Origin of the sequence: Loigolactobacillus zhaoyuanensis, assembly GCF_003946385.1 — a bacterium.
GTDB lineage: Bacteria > Bacillota > Bacilli > Lactobacillales > Lactobacillaceae > Loigolactobacillus > Loigolactobacillus zhaoyuanensis.
Genome location: NZ_RHOE01000001.1, coordinates 1 through 18426, shown reverse-complemented (window position 1 = coordinate 18426; position 18426 = coordinate 1). Strand labels below are relative to the sequence as shown.

Here is an 18426-nt window from a genome sequence, read left to right as displayed (position 1 = left end):
TAAAAGCAATGAAAAACGACCGCCGAATGCGAATTTGCATTTAGCGGTCGTTTTAAGTTACATTTCTGCTGGTGCTTGAACGCCCAACAAGGCTAAGCTTTGAACTAAGACTTGGCTGACGCTGGCAACCATGGCCAAACGCGCGGTTTTCTCGCCGTCGTCGACTAAGACCTTCGTGTTGGCGTAGTACTTGTTAAAGTTCTTGGCTAAACGCAAAGCGTATTTAGCGATGACGGAAGGTTCGTATTCTTTGCTGGCGCGGACGATCACGTCAGGGAATTCTGCTAATTGCTTCAGCACGTCCCACGCCGCAACGTCAGTAATCGTATAATCAGCGTCGGCACTTAAGGCCACGTTAGCCTTGCGCAAAATACTTTGAGCGCGGGCGTTAGTGTATTGCACATAGGGGCCAGTTTCGCCTTCAAAACGGACGACTTCTTCCAAGTTAAAGTCAAAATTATTCAAGCGATCATTTTTCAAATCATGGAAAATAACCGCGCCGATACCGACTTCTTTAGCCACTTGTTGCTTATTGGCCAAATCAGGATTCTTGGCGTCGATTTCCTTTTGCGCTAAATCAACAGCATCGTTCAAGACTTTTTCTAGTAAAATAACCCGACCTTGACGCGTGGATAACTTTTTGCCACCTTGGGTGATCAAACCAAACGGAATATGATGAATATCGTCGGCCCAAGCAAAGCCCATTTCATGCAAAACAGCCTTTAATTGCTTGAAATGATCGCGCTGTTCGTTGCCGACAACGTACAAGGATTGAACAAATTTGTACGTCCGCTGGCGATAAATCGCCGCCGCCAAATCACGGGTGATGTATAACGTAGCGCCATCACTTTTCTTGATCAACGCTGGGTTCAAATCATAAGCGCTTAAATCAACGATCTCGGCGCCACGGCTTTCCTGAAGTAGCTTTTTATCTTCCAATAACTGGACGACTTCAGCCATTTTATCGTTATAGAAAGCTTCACCATTATAAGAATCAAAAGTGATCCCCAGCATGTCGTAGATTTTCATAAATTCTTTCAATGAAACTTCACGGAACCATGACCATAATTTAGTCGCTTCTTCATCGCCAGCTTCCAGCTTAACGAACCATTGGCGCGCTTCTTCGTCTAGTTCAGGGTGTGCAACGTCTTCTTGATGGAATTTAACGTAATATTTCAATAAATTAGTGATCGGGTCAGCTTTAACCGCTTCTTCGCTGCCCCACTTTTTATAACCGACGATCAATTTACCAAATTGTGTGCCCCAGTCACCTAAATGATTGATTTTAACTGGCTTGTAACCAACCTTAGTCAAAATATTGGCGATGGCATTACCGATAACGGTGGAGCGCAAATGACCCATCGAAATTGGCTTCGCAATGTTCGGGCTGGACATATCGATCGGCACTTGACCTTGATGACCAAGATCAGCATCACCGTAATGTTCAGCCTGCTGTAAAACAGTTTGTAACAAGTCGTGGCTGAATTTAGGCTTGTCTAAGAAAAAGTTAACGTAAGGACCCACTGCCACCACTTTTTCAAAATTAGTTTGATCGATCTGTGCCACTAGATCGGCAGCAATTTGTTGCGGTGCCTTCCGGAAAACTTTGGCTAATTGGAACACTGGAAAAGCATAATCCCCTAGATCAGAGGTTTTCGGCGTTTCAATTAATTTAGCGATCGTTGCTTCATCTAAATTTTCGGCTAACAATGGCTTTAATGCGGCAATAACTAAATTTTGTTCGTTCATAATAAGCTCCTTTGCTTGGTTGTGTGTGGAAACGTGATAAAAAAGCAGCGCATTGCCTCTAGCTAGACTATCTGCCATGAGCTGAACACCTTTTTTATCACTCTAAACTAAAAACCGCGGCAAAATCCATCCCTACAGTAAACTGTAAGAGACGAGATTTCCCCGCGGTACCACTCTTTTTGATTAAAAAATCCACTTAACTATTTAATTGCTCCTCAAAAGGACGACTCAACTGGCAATCACCTAGCTTTCACCAAATCTAGGTTCGCTGTGCACTACCACCGTTGATTATTTTTCTCACCGGAGCGACTTCGCTAGTTACTATACCTTATTCTACGGTTTAACGCAAGTACTGGGCAACGCACTATTTTCCGTCAGTACAGATTGAAAATTTTACTTGAATTCACTACGGCAGCTAAATAAAAATGTATATATTTATATTCTTTCTTTATATATTTAGATTGTTTTTTGCATCTTTTTTTATTACACTATAGATAATCATTTGCATGAAAACATTCGATACTCAAAGTTTAGCTGCAACTATATCCAACTATTTAATGAAAAGGTGATCTCTATCCAAGTAATTCTGCTACTCTGCGTCCAATTATTCATTTTATTCGCGATCAATCAACCGGCAAATACGTCTAAACGGCGCTTATTACCAGCACTCAATGTGACTGGTGGACTATTCATCGTTTGTAGTATTCTGCAATTATTGCAACCTAGTTTATTGCTCGACGTGGTCGCTGTATTTTTAAGCGGCACCACATTAACGTTACTGCTGCTGCGTAGCTATTTTCGTAATACCGTCGAGTCTAAGTAGGCTTATATATAAAATATAAATACGTCTTATATAATTAATTACAACAACAGCTCGTATTTGGCGCTGTTATTTTTGGTTCTAATAAAATAAAAACTGGTCAGCGTGATCTCAGTAAAATCCTGAAATTACGCTGACCAGTTGTGGTTTATAAGTGGTAGCAATTAGCTTTAGGCGCGCTAATCTTTTTCCGCATAATCATGGTGCCGTTTCTTGCCGAGACCGAACAACCCTAATAGACTTAGGATACCTACGCCAGCTGCGACTAAGAAACTTTCATTGGCAGCACCAGTTTGTGGTAATTCACCGCTACCAGTCAGGTTGGTAGCCGTTTTAGTGATCTGATTATTATTTGTTGGCAGCAGCTCATCAGTTGTTGGGCCGACGCCGGCTGTGCCGTAACTAGTATTGGTCGTCGTTGAACCATTGCCATTATTAGTTTGACCACTATTACCAGAGCTTGGCTGCGTAGTATCCGTGCCGCTACTGGCGACCTTAACGTATGGTAAATTAGTTGAGCCATCAGGATCGACCGCCACCTGGACGCCAGCCGTATCTGGATCAACGTCTTTACTGGCATCAGGTTCGTAACCATTGATATCGTTGGGCACGGTGACGTTACCGTTACCATCGATCGGCAATTCAGGATCTGGTGCATTAGGGATGGCATTCCCCGCGCCATCAACTGGATTGCCGGTGGTGGTGTCATCATCTGCCGTAACGTACGGTAAATCTGTGGCACCATCAGCATTGCCTGGTACTTGCACCCCAGCCGTATCCGGATCAACATCTTTGCTGGCATCTGGTTCGTAACCAGCAACATCATCGGGCACGGTAACATTACCGTTACCGTCGATCGGTAAATCTGGTGTCGTAGCCCCCTCAATTGGGTCCCCAGTTTCATCAACTGGCGTGCCGGTGGTGGTGGTATCTTGGGTGACGGGAACGTTAACAACTTGATTATCTAAACTATTCAATGTGTAATCATGGCTTGTTGCCGCCGTGCCATCAGTTTTATGATAGTTAGCCGGAATGACTTCTGTATAGGTACCAGTGTCGTTCTTGTAACCATTAATAACCTTGCTGGCAACCGTTTTACCCGTTACGGAATCCACATAGTTGTACGTTACTTTAGCGGTTGCCTGATAAGTTAACGTGATTTTGCCAAAATGGACAAAATTATCATAAGTAAAAGTGCCTGTCCCGGCATCAACATCTAAACCACTGTCCTTTAAGGCTTCTTTCATCTGAGTCACGGTTAACGAGTTATCAATTAAATTACCACCTTTATCATAAGCTTGCATCGTACCTTCTGCGAAATTAAAAATATAGGCACCAGCTTGGATTCCATAATACTTGATACCTTCGTCTGATGTAACTAGCCAAAGTGATTGTAATTTACCGTGGCCGGTATCACCAAAAGTAAAGTTAACCTCATCCTGCGTATGGTCAGCATAAATTGCGTCCTGATCAAAAGTTCTGCCATCTTCGTCAACCGATGTGATATCAAAGGAATGATCAGACACAATATACGTTACAATTTGTGTTTGATCAGTTGGTTCTACATTAGTTGCTGAAGTATTGTTGAACTCAACAGTTTTCTTATCAGGAGTAAGACCGGTAACTGTTGGTGAAGTAATACTTGTCGTCGCATTATCAGCCGTCCAAGTGGTCACACCTGTAACCTTATCGGTATCTGAAGTCCATTTAACGTTCGTTACGCTTGCCTTTGCCAAATCACTGTTCGCTGTGCCAGCGTATTTAACCGTATTGGTGGTCTGCGCCGTACCAGTAGTATGAACATGTGCTAATTCAACCGTAATGTTATCTGAATCATCAGCATTCAATGTGTATGGAATCGAATCCGCTTGTCCAGTAGCTAATTGATAATTATTTTGCGGTTTGACCGTATAAGTACCTGATTCACCATCTGTGCCATTAACTGTATCAGTTGTGATTTCTTTGTCCGCATCATCTTTATCCACATAGGTAATCGTCAAAGTAGCTGCGCTTGCTTTAGTTGCTACATCCCCACTGGAATCATCACTAGGTTCAGTCGTTTGTGTAGCGGCACTAGCAGCCGACGAGCTATTGGCGCTAGCTGCTGAACTAGCAGTTGCCGTTTTAGCGGTCTGCGTCGGTGTGCTAGTTGCAGATTCTGTGGTCGCTGTAGCTGAAGTTTGCTCAGCACCCCCCACAACGGCTGCTGCTTGGGCAACAGGCAAGCCCACCGTACCAAACGTTAGTGTTACTAAACCAGCCGCTACCCAAAGACGCCCCACTTTATATAATTTAAAGCGTTCCTTTTTGACCTGACTATCTTTTGCAACTTTTTGTTGTGCTTTATTATAGTCTAATTTCATTTTTAGAAGACTCCTTTAATTTATATTCATGATTAGTATTCACAATATTGGCATAAGTAATTTCTCGTGTTCGTATATTAATTTTCTAATATAATTGTACTACAAATTCGATAATTTGAAGACGTTTTATTACCAACTTATAATAATAACTTATTGGTAAAAACGATATTCATGTAAACGCTGTTTTATCAATGTTAAGACACCCTAATTAATTGCAAAGATAACGTGGATAGTGATTGTCTAATTATTTAGCCATTTTTTTAACCAAATTATTCACCAGAAAATCCAATAAAAATAGCCAGAAATTCGCAATTAGATTTAACTCTCACCAGCTTCAGCGTTACTTAAAGTTTACCTTTCTGGATCAAAACCAACTTATTTTCTAAAAATTATGTTTACGTGGCACTAAAACGGAATAAAATCAGCCTAAACATGCAACAACTAAAATAAGCGTCCTAATAGCCGATTAGCTACTAGGACGCTTATACTTTGCAAAAATTTCAATTTTTTCTTACTACGGCATGGCCGAAAGTTAGTCTAATTAATCACGTTTACGTTTCTTGCCTAGGCCGAACAAACCTAGCACACTTAAGATGCCTACGCCAGTAGCAGTTTGTGACAACTTGTTGGTAAAAAAACTGCCAGCCACTGTGAAGAATATTTTTTTGAAATATATTAATCTCAAAAAAACTCAACACAACTGTGCCGAGTTTTTTTGCATGCATTAAATTGTAAATAGATGTCCAACTGCATAGGTGACGATCATGGTCAGTAAGCCGGCTAACAGATTACGCCAGACGGCTTTTCGGCGGTTGGTTTGCCCCAGCGTTGCACTAACGTAGCCAGTCACTAGCAATGCACAGGCGACAGCGATAAAAGTGACCTGAACTTTCCAGCGCGCTGGCACCAAAGTGATCGTCAATAAAGGTAAAATAGCGCCAACGAAAAAGGAACAAAATGATGAGATCGCCGCATGCAACGGATTGAAATAATTGCCTAACTCAATATTATATTTCTCGCGACACGTGGCGCCTAAGCCATCTTTGATCATTAATTCAGCGGCCACCTGCTGCGCTAATGTCGCGGAGATGCCTTTATCCACATAGACCTGCGTCAATTCAGCCAGCTCCTGGGGATAATGCTCAGCAATGGCTTGTTGTTGCCGCTGCGCCGCTGTTTTTTGCATATCTCGTTGTTGACTGACTGAAACGTATTCCCCACCACCCATGGAAAAAGCCCCCGCTAGCATCCCCGAGATCCCAGCAATAAATAAGGCAAAGGAGCTTTGTTGCGCACCAGCCACCCCGAGGACGATTCCCGCGGTTGAAATAATGCCATCATTCATACCTAAAACACCGGCACGCAAAACGTTCAGCCATTCTGATAAACGTAGTGATGGCTTGACCTGTGCGCGGTGCAGATGTAGATCGATCATAGGAATCGTCCTTTCCGGTTACCTAAACTCATTTAAGTTTTTTCTCGTGTAATTGAGATTACTTCTCAAGTATAACACCAAATGGCAGCGGATACAGATGAACGTCGATTATTTTTAAGCTTAGCTATTCTAGGATACGAACATAGACTTTCCCTAACCTTTTCGATATGAAATCATAGAAAGATTGGTCATCGCGCGCACTGGCAATGATGTTACGCTCAACTAATTCACCGTTATGGTTCCACAACACTTTGCACATCGCAATTGCCCCAATCTGATGCAACTGCGTCACCGTGCGACTAACCGAATAGCGTTTCACACCATAACTTGCGCCAATTTGCCCCTGACTTTGATAACAAATAGGCGCCACATTTTTACTGTTAAAAATAAAGTGTTGGATCGCTAAATAAGCCGCAAAACCTTTAATACGATCACTTGGCTTGGTCAATTGTAACTTAATGCGTTCCCAGTCAGCGATATGTAGTTGACAAAAGCCCTGACAATTTTGTTTGACCGTGAAACTGATCGGCATTAATAAACAAAACCAGCCATGTTCCCAGTCTGCGCGTAAAGCGGTAGGCTCAGGCTGCAACGGTAACACCTGTAAGGCGCCCAACATAGTCAAGCGGCGCAGTGAGCTTAATAATTCAGGCTTTTTATTAGCCGGTAAATTCAAGCTTAAGCGTAGTATCTCGAGCGTGAGTGCAGCTGTATGTATACTTCGTTCATCATTCTGCTCGAGCATACTTGGTGCTTGAAGCATCGCCACAGCCCCATAAAGCGCCACGTCCATCGGTGTTAGTGCAGGTAATGTAAAAATTAGTCGCGAACACCAAACTTTCCCTAGATCAGCCGGTGAACGATTCATGTTTTGTTCGATCAATTGTAACTCTCGAGTATGTTCGGTTTGTTGCATGTTGCATCTCCTTTTTGCTTATTGTAGTTGTTGCTTACTGTAGTTGTTGCTTACTGTGGCTTTTTTGCGTATAAACAGTATAAAATACATTGAGAAATATACGATTTTCGACTTTTTATCAATGCAAAATTTCTCCTTTCTGTCTATTAATCTACGCAAAAAAGGCCGAATACATTTTTTATTTTTTAAATTTATTTATTCTAGGCGCTCAAAGTGGCAAAAGTGGCACTTTTTAAGGGAATTTTGGCCTATTATTCTGCCTAAACTGACTCTTTTATTGCTTTTAAGCTACCGCTAGTTTTTTAAATCATTGATCTAGCTAAAAGACACATTTTGTGTCATTCCACTAACCTAAAAATGACACGTTTCGTGTCATTGCAATAAACCAAATTGACACATTCTGTTACTGCCGGCAGACCATCTCCCCAGCTTGCCATTAACGATTCGTAACTAGACCAAAAAAACCAACCCAAATTAATCTGAGTTGGCGCAAATAATTGACTGACTAGAAGCGGTACATGATTAGCTTTATTGATCAATAATTACAGTATCTTCAACATCCGTGATCGCTTTCGGTGCGTATTCCGTGATCCACGCGTTAAAATTTTTGCGGTAAGCGTAATGTCTGATTTCCGCACAATTTTCTACCAGTTTACGGACTGCTGGCTCATTATCAAAGGCAGTAGTTGCCAACATTTGGGTCAGTGCTTCCTTAGCAGTATCACCAAAGACAATTATTTTTTCTGGGTTGATCGCCTTACATTCCGCCACAAATAAGCGTGCTGATTTATTGAAAACTTCATGGTTGGTCACCACTTCTTGTAGCGCATCAGCCATTGAGGCGTAAAGCCGTTCATAGGGTTGATCAGTTGCTAAAGCTGTCGCTGCAGCATTTTTATCCCATTCAAATAACTTTGCGGCTCGTTGCTGGTCACTAACCGGTTGAATAAATGACAATTTTTTACTCTTGGTGAAGAAAAAATTCTGCCCCACATTAGCCGAATCGCTATCAACGGTATTCTTGATCACATCAGTAATATAGCAGCCACGGTAGCGCTCGTCTTGGTTAAGCTCCAGATACAACTTAAATGTATTGGTGGGTAACTTTTTATCGTGGAAATTCCACCATTCCCTGGTATCAGCCGCACCAGTGCGGGCGGCGACGTTTAAGCCAACGAACATATATTGATTATTGAATGGTTGATCATCGGTAAAAAAGGTGCTGCTAAAGTCAAAATCAGGATGATACTTTTCCCCTAGTGCCTTGGGTTTGATCGCCTGACCAGCGAAATCACGTAAAATCGTTGCGTTCAGCGGTAATGGCCGTTCGCACGCTAAAAATGATGCAAATTCATGTAGTTTTAATTCTCTAACCGGTTGTTTAGTTTTAGGATCAAGTTCCCAAAAATCTGTCTGTATGCTTTCTAAACTTTGACGTATTGCTTCGTGGGGTGTCATTAATCATTCCTCCAATTTTTAGGTGCTGGTGGTGCCATAAGTCAAATCATGTCGTCGGCTTATTTTTAGTCATACAACGCCGCAGTCTGCGCTAGATTTTGTTTAAGCTTTTGGATCAGCTGTGGCGGCGACACCACTTGGACGTTGGGGCCTTGACTTTGTAGCCACAGTAGCGCACCCGCTTCTTTTGCTTGAGCCTCGATCAGCACACCATTGCGCTCAACGGACGCTGCAACTTTGTGCGCACTAGGAAACTGATCCAAAACGTTTTGCGGATTGAGCCAGCATTTGAAGCGAAACGTCGTCAGTTGGCCCATTGGCAACAGATGAACTAAACTGCGCTGATCCGGCAGTGAAAAATGATCGGCGTTGCGGCGCGCATCCCCTGGCGCAGAAAAATCGATACTGGTCATCCGATCAACTCGGAAAAGAGTAAAATCATCATGCTGTGCTACCTTCATTGACACGTAAAAATAATAAGTCGCAAAATACAACGCCACCGGCTGAGCCTGATAAGCCCGCTGCTTTTGCGTTGTGCCGTTACGGTAATGGAACGTTAACATTTGATAGTTCGCGATTGCGTTGGTCAACGTGACTAGGCGGCTAAGCACCGGCTGCCGCTTGGATAGTGGCTGATAACTATTGTGGTCAGCCTTGATCGCCGCGGTATAATCATCTTGGGTCGCCGGTGTTAAATTAGCTTTAAGAAAACCTAGAATGCCATCGACCTCTTTTTGCGTAAACGCACGTGACGCCAATAAAATATGCGCCAGCGCGATCGTGTAGGTCAAGCCGCGGGGATCTGTCTGGCCCCTGAGCTGATGTTGTTTACCGTTTAATACTAATCGATGACCATCGTGGCAGTCTGCCAAGGTTTCCTTGATAATCATGAAATCACGCTGGTAGACTCGTTTTGACTTTGATTCTGCGGTTACCGCCAACGCTCGCCAGCTAGTCTCATCGAACTTTTCTCCTTGCAACAGCCGAATAAATAACGTCAACAATCTTCTACTACTTTGATTTTCCATTATGCTCACCTCCAGCGCTATAAAATTAGTTTACACCATTGATCCGCCATAATGTGGCGTTATAAAAAAATAGCGCGGTCGATCGTGATTTAAGCGTGATCCGCTACCAGATTACCTAGTAAAAGCCATGATCATCAAACCGCCGGCCCGCTTAAGCAAAACTTTAGTTATATTTCCATCAGTCTTCACACTTTCGCCCCCGCAATGTAGTACACTGAAACAAACAATCTGAACCCATTGGAGTTGTAAACATGGCAAATAATAATGACGATCCAGCAATGAGTCGTGCGGAATTACGCAACCGTAAGCAGGAACAGCTGGAAGACGAACAATTAGACACAAAATTAAATAAGGCTAGAAAAAAGAAAAAACGCCGGCGCCATCGGAAAATCTGGTTTTGGCTGATCGCCATTATTGTGGTCATCGTCGGTATTTTCGTTTGGATCGGCTCACGCTCATCACTAGCTGGTTCCTGGGTAGAAATCAGCAATACCAATGGTGCAACCTACACTACCACCGACGATATTGACGATCTCAGCACCCTAACCATCAAAAGTGGCAAATACACTTATACACCAAGTAATGATCAAACCAGCACTGCTACTGGCACTTTCAGTGACGATAGTTCCAGCAGTCAGGCGACCTTTGACACTGATACGACGAATTACACTTTAACTGCGGACAATGATCAGATCACCTTTACCGCAAATAGTGGTACGATCACCGGCCTCGGCAGCAGATCGACCGTCACCTTCGTCCGGAAAAATTCATCTGAGTACAAGCAGATCAAGGATAAGATCAGTGCCGCAAGTGAAAGTCGTGCCGCAGCCGCCAGCAGCGAAAGCGCCGCTGCAGCTAGCTCTAGTTCTGCCGCGGAGTCCAGCTCAAATAAACTAAGTAGCGCTATCTCCGGGATCAAGGATAAAATCACTAATAATTCATCCTCGGCGACAGTTGATTCAGAAAGTACTAGTACGCCTGAATCAGCAAGTAGTAGCGCCGCGGAGTCAATCACCACCGGCGAAGATACCGATAACGCCAGCGTTATCGATCAGATCCACGACCAAATACAGAATTGGTTGAACGGCTTCGGTATCCAATCAAATTAAATTCAAGTAATTTAATCTAAAAATCACGCTAACTACTTTACAGAAAAAATTATTTTTAATTCGCGCTTGACAAACATTCAATTTGGGGTTAAATTATAGCCACATGATAAATCAATGAGTAAATTAAACGCTGTGATAAGAAAAGTATAATTGTATTCACCAGTTAAGCGAGCGTCGTTTGGTGCAAGGACGTCAAGGTGCGACAATTAGAAAATCATCTTTGAGCGATGGATGCGAATTTTGAGCGTTCATTGGGGGCTCCCATTATCGAGCTAGGGTATTTCGTACCAAGTTGGTGCTTGTACCCGAAAAGGCTGTTTTCGTGAGAAAATGGTAAATCAAGGTGGTAACACGTTTATTAACGTCCTGATCTGAAATTAATTTTTCGGGTTAGGGCGTTTTTTGTTTATCGTGATCGATCTACGCGAGATTGGTCGCTGCTGTTGCTAAAGTCGACTTAGTAATGACAACACTCATGATTTAATACTAAAAAAAATCAAGGGGTGCTTTGCTTATGTTAGAGGAACGTAAACTTACAAAACGCGATTATGTCGTGGTTAGTTCAATGCTATTCGGCTTATTCTTTGGTGCTGGGAACTTAATTTTCCCCTTACATTTAGGTCAATTAGCTGGTCAAAATTGGGTGCCGGCTGCATTAGGTTTCCTAGTTACCGGCGTGTTGTTGCCATTATTATCCGTCCTAGCTATCAGTATCACCCGTTCCGAAGGGGTTTATGATGTTGGTCGGCCACTGGGACCTGTCTTCGCGCTATTATTCATGATCTTGATCCACGGTACCATCGGCCCGCTGTTCGGTACGCCGCGGACTGCCACGGTTTCTTACACCGTCGGCTTAGCGCCACTAGTTCCCAAGAATTTCCAAACCGTCGGATTATTAGTTTTCTCAGCTGTTTTCTTCGGTTTAGCACTCTTCTTCTCATTAGAAGAAAATAAAATCGTCAATAATATCGGTAAATTATTAAATCCTGTCTTCTTAGTTTTATTAGCTGGCGTTTTCTTCTTAGCTTTTAGCTCACCATTAGGCCACGCTGGCGTCCAACATGCCACTGCCGCTTATACTTCTGGCTCATTTATCAATGGTTTCCTACAAGGTTACAACACGATGGATGCCTTAGCTGGTTTAGCCTTTGGTGTTACTGTGGTCACTGCCGTTCGTTCCTTAGGTAAAAAGCGTGCTAGCGGTGTTGCCTTGGTTACCGCCCGCGCCGGCGTCTTCGCCATGGCTTTGATCGCCGTGATCTACGTTGGCTTGATCTTTGTTGGTGCGACCTCATTAGGTAAATTCAAACTGTCCGCTAATGGCGGCGTCGCCTTTGATCAAATCGTCAATCACTATATGGGCGTTGCTGGTCAGGCCATCTTAGCCACCTTGATCACCGTTACTTGTTTGACCACTGCGATTGGTTTAGTCGCCGCTTTTGCCCAAGATTTCCATAAGCATTTTCCTAAGGTCAGCTACCGCACTTGGTTGACCCTGACCACATTGGCCTCATTCTTGACCGCTAACATCGGTTTAAATCAGATCATCGCTTGGTCAACACCAATGTTGATGTTCCTATATCCACTATCCATGGTTTTAATCTTATTATCAGTTTTCTCACCATTATTCCACAAAGATCCAGTAGTTTATAAATTCGTTGTTCTCTTCACCGTTGTCCCAGCATTCTTCGACATGGTCACTGCTTTCCCAGCGGTGGTCAGCCAAAGTAGCTTCGGCAAGGCGATGACAGGTTTCGAACAAGCCTACTTACCACTGGCTAACTACGGCTTAGCTTGGTTAGTCCCAGCATTAGTTGGTGCTGCTTTAGGCCTCGCCGTTCACGTATTCAAACGCGTCAGCGCCCGGAATACTGTTTCACAGACCAAATAAATGATCATCCACAAAAAGGCGTTGTACTTTTATAAGTACAACGCCTTTTGCTATAGCCTAAACTAGAAGCCTAACTTGACTCGCAGCGCTTCAGTCGCCACTTGCGAGACATTGATTTTCTGCTCTTTAGCCAGTTTATTCAAATATTCAGGAATCGTGATATTCTTACGGACAGTTTTGCCGTATTTCCGTCTAAACGCATCTAGATCAACAGTCACGTAAACCAATTGTTCACCGGCCGTTAATTTAATATCCTGTGGTAATGAAGGCTGCGGATAATTCACACTGTCTTCCAGCAAGTTACTAATTAAATCCGCTGCCATTGCAATTGCGTCAATTAAATTGTTACCTTGTGTGTAGCCACCTTAATATCTGGGACTTGTACAAAAATATAATTATCATCTTGCGACAAAATCACCGGATAAATCAATCGACTTTTAGACATTTTGCGCATCCCCCTTACCAGATCATGGCTTCGGATATAGCAATAAAATTAAAAACTATCCTTATTCCCGTACGCCATAAATGCGCCACCGGCTGGACCTGCGCGTTTGCCAATATCGGCAAGGCTACGGACTAACCGCTCCTGATCACGGCTTAGACCAAGTGGTGCCACGGTTGCGGCCGAATAAATTAAATTGACCAAGCGACTATAGATCGGTTCAATATTATCTAACTGATCAGTTTTATTGTAAACTTTCAGCAACGCTTCTCGAATATCAGCAATTTCTGGCGCTGGATTGTCACCTAAGCTGTTATATAATTCATGAATTGTTTGTTTTGCTTGTGCTTTATCTGGTTTCATTGTTCCATTCCTCCCATTTAAAGATTAAACTCTAGCGATTTTTGCTGTACAACTTTCACCTATTTTTAAAAATGGAGCCTGCCGCTTGCCTAGCTCAACCAAATACTAGCTGACATCGCCCTATGATAAGCTGCGGATAACTGTTCAATCGCACCCATCAGCTTCCATCAGCTTCATTAAAACCGGCGGCGCAGACAATTGATGAGCTAACAAATAAGCGGTGATATCTTTATTTAACTTAACACACACCAACTTGACGTCCGCACCGTCCAATAACGCTTTACCCTGCTGTGATAGTAATTGTATTAGCACAGCATCCTTTTTTACCTCTTGATTTAAGTAGGTTTGACTGATCAAACTAAATAACTGTTACGCCTTTTCACCGATAAATATCGTCCCCTTTTTTAATTCATTGGACCAAAAGTAAAATGTATCGCAATCAGGCCATAACCCAGGTTAAATTCACTTAATTGCTTCTGGCTAAGATTTTTCAAGCTATCCTTAACTTGCGTGTATAGTAATCGGTTCTGCGCTGGTAATGTCATCGGCACCATGTAGTTCTTCCGATAATCCGCAAATAATCCAGCGCAAACCTTAAGTGGCGGCAACACCATCATTTAATTCTTGGGCGCTCCGTAACAGCGCCTGTTTGTATTTGACGGGTTGATTACTCAAATCTTCAGCATAGGCCGCATCGATCAACCTAAATAATACGACAGCTTCGTTCTCCATATTTGATCCCATCCAACATCGATAATATTTTATAAAAATAACTGTATGGTCGCTAAAATATTGACTAATTGATGGCAAATGATCGCCGCACCAATATTTTTTGTTCGAAAAAATAAATAACCAAAACCTAATCCTGACAGTAAATAGATTGGGTCAAATAGCTGGCCGTTGTGTAAATAGGTAAACAGCGCCGTCGAAATCAACAAACCAATTACTGCTGAATGACTGATTTTACTGATAAACTGCAAGATCAGGCCACGAAAAAGTAATTCTTCCAATGCCGGCCCAGTCAGATTGATCGTCACAAACGTCACAAGGACTAGTCGCCTATCGTTGCTTAAAAAATGGTAGCTAATAAATTGATTACTACCGTGCTCGCTAGGAAGAAATAACGCCAAACCAATTGCACTAGCCGTCAGAATAAGTGCCAACAGTACAGCCCCTAACACCATTTGTGGTGTCAAACGATTAGTGACTAGCCTAAGTTCTCGGTGACGGCTAATTCGCAACAAAACCCAGGTTAAACTGACAAAAATAATTACCATGTACAGTAACGTCCAAATATTAACTGTTTTGAACATCAAGCTAGCGCCATTAAGCTGAATCAGAAATACTAAGGCCAACAAACCTAAGCCGATACCAACATTGGCCACTATTTTTTTGGTCATCAGTAGCCATACCGAATTTCAACCAAAGCCAGCAACGCCTTTAACCGCTGCTCATTTTCTTCATTCACCACAATTTGATTTTCATGTATTACTTTAGCAATCGCCACGTTCATCCGACTTAAAATAAACGGGATCGACTGCTCCTGTGCGGCGATTTCTTGATGAAACGCAAATAATAATCGTTTCAGCGGCAGCTCATTGGCATTGTTTAAATGATCGATCAATGCGGTCAAAAGTTCATTCGCCTGCTGACCCCGTTCGCGCCCACCAGTATACCATTTCATAATTATCCCTCCAATTTCGATCAGCCCCTTGACCTGATTCATTTTTATAGCTGGCAGCAACGCGATCAGCTCCCCCATTCTGATCCACATTTGCCAACTAATATTATTGTACCATACGTATTTTGTGCTGTTAACACATCAAGAAAAATCAGTGGCGGACAGATCAGCGTAAGTGTCCGCCAGTATTTTAGGCAAATTAAAAAGCCGCCGCAGACTGCGACGACTCATTTTGCTTGTTCCAATATTAACAACGCTTGCTTCATCGCCAAGCCACCGCGATAGCCGCCTTGACTGCCATCTTTGCGCAAAACGCGGTGACACGGAGCAATGATCAACAATGGATTTTTGCCGACCGCACTGGCAACGGCGCGGACGGAACGCGGATAACCTGCTTGCTGCGCCAGGGTCGTGTAGTCGACCGTGGCGCCATAAGGGATTTTTAATAACGCCTGCCAGGTTGCTTGTTGCAGATCAGTACCTTGCGGCCAGGCCAACGCCAGATCAAAGGTGTGGCGCTGACCAGCTAAGTAAGCCGCTAATTGACTGGCAGCCACCTGCGTTTGCGTGGTTGCCACGACCAAATCAGCTTGTGGATAAAACTTTTTTAATTCACTTAAGTCTTGCTCCCACGAACCAACAAAACACAGTCCCTGCGCAGTTGCGCCTAAATAATAATCATGGTCGCCTAACTTGTTTCTACTATAATAGATAGTCGCCACATCGTCACCTGCCCTCACTTAATTACTTAGCTAAATTATAACAGAAATCAATCGTCCAGAATTTTACTAATTCACTTTTTCATACAAATCGCTCGAAATTTTAACCCTATTTGCGTATGATGATCAGTGGAAGAAGGCCGCACATGCAACTAACAATTAAGCAACTTTACCAAACAATGTACACCGAAATGGGTCCGCAGGGCTGGTGGCCCGCCGATTCCAAATGGGAGATCATCCTCGGCGCGATTTTAGTCCAAAATACCAACTGGCGCAATGTGGTGCCTGCGCTGGCTAACCTGAAAGCCAGCACCAACTTTGAGCCAGCCAAGCTCCACGCGCTTAGTGCAACCGAACTAGAACCACTGATCCGTTCCAGCGGTTTCTACCACAATAAAAGTAAAGCGATCAGCGCCGTTTTCACGTGGCTCGCAACTTATGATTACGATCTAACTGCAATCAAACAAGCTTGCGGTGACCAATTACGGCCTAAACTGTTAACGTTGCGGGGCATCGGTGCCGAAACCGCTGACGTTTTCCTAGTTTATATATTTGACGTCCCTACTTTCATTGCCGACAGCTACACCCGCCGCCTGTTTACCCATCTCGGTGTGCCCAGCAGTAATTATCAACAACTCTACCGCCAAGTTCAGTTGCCGCCTGACTTCACGCCGGCACAAGCCCAAGAATTTCACGGTTTACTTGACGAATTCGGCAAACTTTATCTGCAAACACCTGCCGGCTGGCCACAAAGTTTTCTCGCCGGCGCACAACTTATAATAAAAAGCGCTTATCCCGCAAGATAAGCGCCCTATTACTTATAGTGTCGATTCAACGACCTCAGTCACATCATCAAAAACAGCTTCATCCAGTGTGCCGCCGCGTTTGGCGGTGATCACACCAGCTAGAATACTGTCGTTGACGTTAGCCAAAGTCCGCGCCATGTCAACAATTGGATCAATGGCGATCAACACACCCAATACACCGATCGGCAAGTTCAATGTCCCCAACACGATCAGCGTTGAGAAGATCGAACCACCACCAACACCAGCAACCCCAAAGGACGCCAGCGTCACCACGGCAATGATCGATAAAATATATTGGATCGAGAACACATTAATGCCGACAGTTGGCGCAATGATCGTCGCGATCATTGCTGGATAAACGCCAGCACAGCCATTTTGGCCGATCGTCAGCCCAAAACTAGCCGCAAAATTGGCGGTCGGTGAATCCACGCCTAATGATTTCGTTTGGATCTCCACGTTTAACGGCAACGTTCCCGCGCTGGTCCGTGAAGTAAAGGCGAAAATCAGTGCCGGCCAAGCTTTGCGGTAATAAACAACTGGATTAATATGGTGCGCAACCAGAATCAACGTATGCAACAACAAAACACCCAACAACGCCACGTAGGCTGCAATAATGAATACGCCTAAGTTAGCAATCAATTCAATACTGTCGGTAGCCGTTGCCTTGGTCATTAACGCGAAAATCCCGTATGGTGTCAGTTGTAATACCAAGTGAACTAAACGACTGACAATTTGATGGATGGCTTCAAACCCTTTGGCAAAAACGGCGGCTTCTTTAGGATAGTCTTTGCGGATCCCCAGAAAAGCTACACCAACAAAGGCGGAGAAAATTACGACTGCGATCGTACTAGTGGCACGGGTACCAGCAAAGTCAGCAAAAATGTTGCTAGGTAGGAAGCTGACGATCTGCTGGGGAATGCTTAAGCCGGTAACTTGCGTTTGGTGTTCCTTTAAGATGGCTAAGTTAGCTTTGCTGGCCGTTGCTTTCACGAAGTCGGCGCCTTGCAAATGGAATAAGAAGACGCTTAGTACGCCGAGAACTGCGGCAATAGCAGTCGTCGCTAACAAAGTCACCAACACCGTCGTTCCGATCCGGCGAATATTAGTCGATAATTTCAGTTTGATAAACGCACCCACTAAGGAAACGAAAATCAGTGGTGTGATCAACATTTGCAGCAGCGCCACGTAGCCACTACCAACAATGTTCAACCAATCGATCGCGTTGGTGATGATCTTACTAGTCGCGCCAAAAGATAATTGCAGAATTAAACCAAAAACAATTCCTAAACCTAACGCCAGAAATACTTGCTTGGAAAACTTAACTTGGCGCCGTTGCAAAAAGTATAAGCCAGTCAAAATTAGACCAGCAATAATGACGATTAAAATAGTCAAACCTGTTGTCATAAAAATTCCTCCCGATTATTACACAAAATTGTTCAATCAGGCGCCCCATCTTGTCGTGCGCCCTTCAAATCACTCAACTGCGGCCACATCACGCCTGAAGTGAACCCCCGGTATTGGACCAGAATCCAATACCGGGGGTTTTACTATGACTAAATATACTAAGCAGTTTAAACTGCAGGTGGTTCAAGACTATCTCACTTCTTCGTTAGGGATTGTATTGATTGCTAGAAAGTACCAGATCA

General features: G+C 43.6%; 19 protein-coding genes and 1 other annotated feature. Of the genes, 4 read left to right on the top strand and 15 right to left on the bottom strand.

Going from position 1 to position 18426, the window contains the following annotated elements; all coding sequences use genetic code 11:
• Positions 1-57 precede the first annotated feature (57 nt).
• Positions 58-1749 (bottom strand): arginine--tRNA ligase, encoded by a 1692-nt coding sequence (gene argS, locus EKM76_RS00095; protein WP_125548632.1) that lies wholly within the window; start codon positions 1747-1749, stop codon positions 58-60.
• A 565-nt stretch (positions 1750-2314) separates the two neighbouring features.
• On the opposite strand from argS, the gene EKM76_RS00090 reads away from it, so the two are divergent.
• A complete protein-coding gene (locus EKM76_RS00090; RefSeq protein ID WP_125548631.1) occupies positions 2315-2572 on the top strand; it encodes a hypothetical protein in 258 nt (85 codons plus the stop codon).
• A 176-nt stretch (positions 2573-2748) separates the two neighbouring features.
• Here EKM76_RS00090 and EKM76_RS00085 read toward each other — a convergent pair whose 3' ends face one another.
• From EKM76_RS00085 to EKM76_RS00065, 5 genes are all read right to left on the bottom strand, one after another.
• Positions 2749-4932, bottom strand: coding sequence for a KxYKxGKxW signal peptide domain-containing protein (locus EKM76_RS00085; protein ID WP_125548630.1), 2184 nt, complete (start codon positions 4930-4932; stop codon positions 2749-2751).
• 724 nt (positions 4933-5656) lie between these two features.
• A complete protein-coding gene (locus tag EKM76_RS00080; RefSeq protein ID WP_125548629.1) occupies positions 5657-6367 on the bottom strand; it encodes a VIT1/CCC1 transporter family protein in 711 nt (236 codons plus the stop codon).
• 124 nt (positions 6368-6491) lie between these two features.
• Positions 6492-7283, bottom strand: coding sequence for a hypothetical protein (locus EKM76_RS00075; protein WP_125548628.1), 792 nt, complete (start codon positions 7281-7283; stop codon positions 6492-6494).
• Between the two features lie 528 nt (positions 7284-7811).
• Entirely contained in the window at positions 7812-8741 is a 930-nt protein-coding gene (locus EKM76_RS00070; protein ID WP_125548627.1) for a hypothetical protein, read from the bottom strand.
• A 65-nt stretch (positions 8742-8806) separates the two neighbouring features.
• Entirely contained in the window at positions 8807-9769 is a 963-nt protein-coding gene (locus tag EKM76_RS00065; RefSeq protein WP_125548626.1) for a WYL domain-containing protein, read from the bottom strand.
• A 251-nt stretch (positions 9770-10020) separates the two neighbouring features.
• Here EKM76_RS00065 and EKM76_RS00060 point away from each other — a divergent pair, with 251 nt between their 5' ends.
• Positions 10021-10878, top strand: a complete 858-nt coding sequence (locus EKM76_RS00060; RefSeq protein WP_125548625.1) for a hypothetical protein — start codon at positions 10021-10023, stop codon at positions 10876-10878.
• 123 nt (positions 10879-11001) lie between these two features.
• Positions 11002-11250, top strand: a binding site (T-box leader).
• 142 nt (positions 11251-11392) lie between these two features.
• On the top strand, positions 11393-12769 hold the full coding sequence (gene brnQ / locus EKM76_RS00050; protein ID WP_125548624.1) for a branched-chain amino acid transport system II carrier protein: 1377 nt from the start codon (positions 11393-11395) through the stop codon (positions 12767-12769).
• Positions 12770-12831: 62 nt separating this feature from the next.
• On the opposite strand, the gene EKM76_RS00045 is transcribed toward brnQ, so the two are convergent.
• From EKM76_RS00045 to EKM76_RS00015, 8 genes are all read right to left on the bottom strand, one after another.
• Positions 12832-13092, bottom strand: coding sequence for an antitoxin HicB (locus tag EKM76_RS00045; protein WP_225417841.1), 261 nt, complete (start codon positions 13090-13092; stop codon positions 12832-12834).
• Positions 13093-13262: 170 nt separating this feature from the next.
• Positions 13263-13574, bottom strand: a complete 312-nt coding sequence (locus EKM76_RS00040; protein WP_125548623.1) for a bacteriocin immunity protein — start codon at positions 13572-13574, stop codon at positions 13263-13265.
• A 144-nt stretch (positions 13575-13718) separates the two neighbouring features.
• A complete protein-coding gene (locus EKM76_RS13860) occupies positions 13719-13931 on the bottom strand; it encodes a bacteriocin immunity protein (RefSeq protein WP_125548622.1) in 213 nt (70 codons plus the stop codon).
• 47 nt (positions 13932-13978) lie between these two features.
• Positions 13979-14182, bottom strand: a complete 204-nt coding sequence (locus EKM76_RS13570; RefSeq protein ID WP_225417840.1) for a hypothetical protein — start codon at positions 14180-14182, stop codon at positions 13979-13981.
• Entirely contained in the window at positions 14169-14306 is a 138-nt protein-coding gene (locus EKM76_RS13565; RefSeq protein ID WP_225417839.1) for a hypothetical protein, read from the bottom strand. Before EKM76_RS13565 ends, EKM76_RS13570 begins: the two co-directional genes overlap by 14 nt.
• Positions 14307-14335: 29 nt before the next feature.
• Positions 14336-14974, bottom strand: a complete 639-nt coding sequence (locus tag EKM76_RS00025; protein ID WP_125548621.1) for a CPBP family intramembrane glutamic endopeptidase — start codon at positions 14972-14974, stop codon at positions 14336-14338.
• The gene (locus EKM76_RS00020; protein WP_125548620.1) at positions 14974-15258 is read right to left on the bottom strand and encodes a bacteriocin immunity protein; all 285 of its coding nucleotides are present in this window, start codon (positions 15256-15258) and stop codon (positions 14974-14976) included. Before EKM76_RS00020 ends, EKM76_RS00025 begins: the two co-directional genes overlap by 1 nt.
• A 224-nt stretch (positions 15259-15482) precedes the next feature.
• Positions 15483-15977: a methylated-DNA--[protein]-cysteine S-methyltransferase gene (locus EKM76_RS00015; protein WP_125548619.1), complete on the bottom strand. Its 495-nt coding sequence runs from the start codon at positions 15975-15977 to the stop codon at positions 15483-15485.
• Positions 15978-16120: 143 nt separating this feature from the next.
• Here EKM76_RS00015 and EKM76_RS00010 point away from each other — a divergent pair, with 143 nt between their 5' ends.
• Positions 16121-16780 (top strand): endonuclease III domain-containing protein, encoded by a 660-nt coding sequence (locus EKM76_RS00010; protein ID WP_125548618.1) that lies wholly within the window; start codon positions 16121-16123, stop codon positions 16778-16780.
• 12 nt (positions 16781-16792) lie between these two features.
• On the opposite strand, the gene EKM76_RS00005 is transcribed toward EKM76_RS00010, so the two are convergent.
• Positions 16793-18184: an L-cystine transporter gene (locus EKM76_RS00005; protein WP_125548617.1), complete on the bottom strand. Its 1392-nt coding sequence runs from the start codon at positions 18182-18184 to the stop codon at positions 16793-16795.
• Positions 18185-18426: the final 242 nt, after the last annotated feature.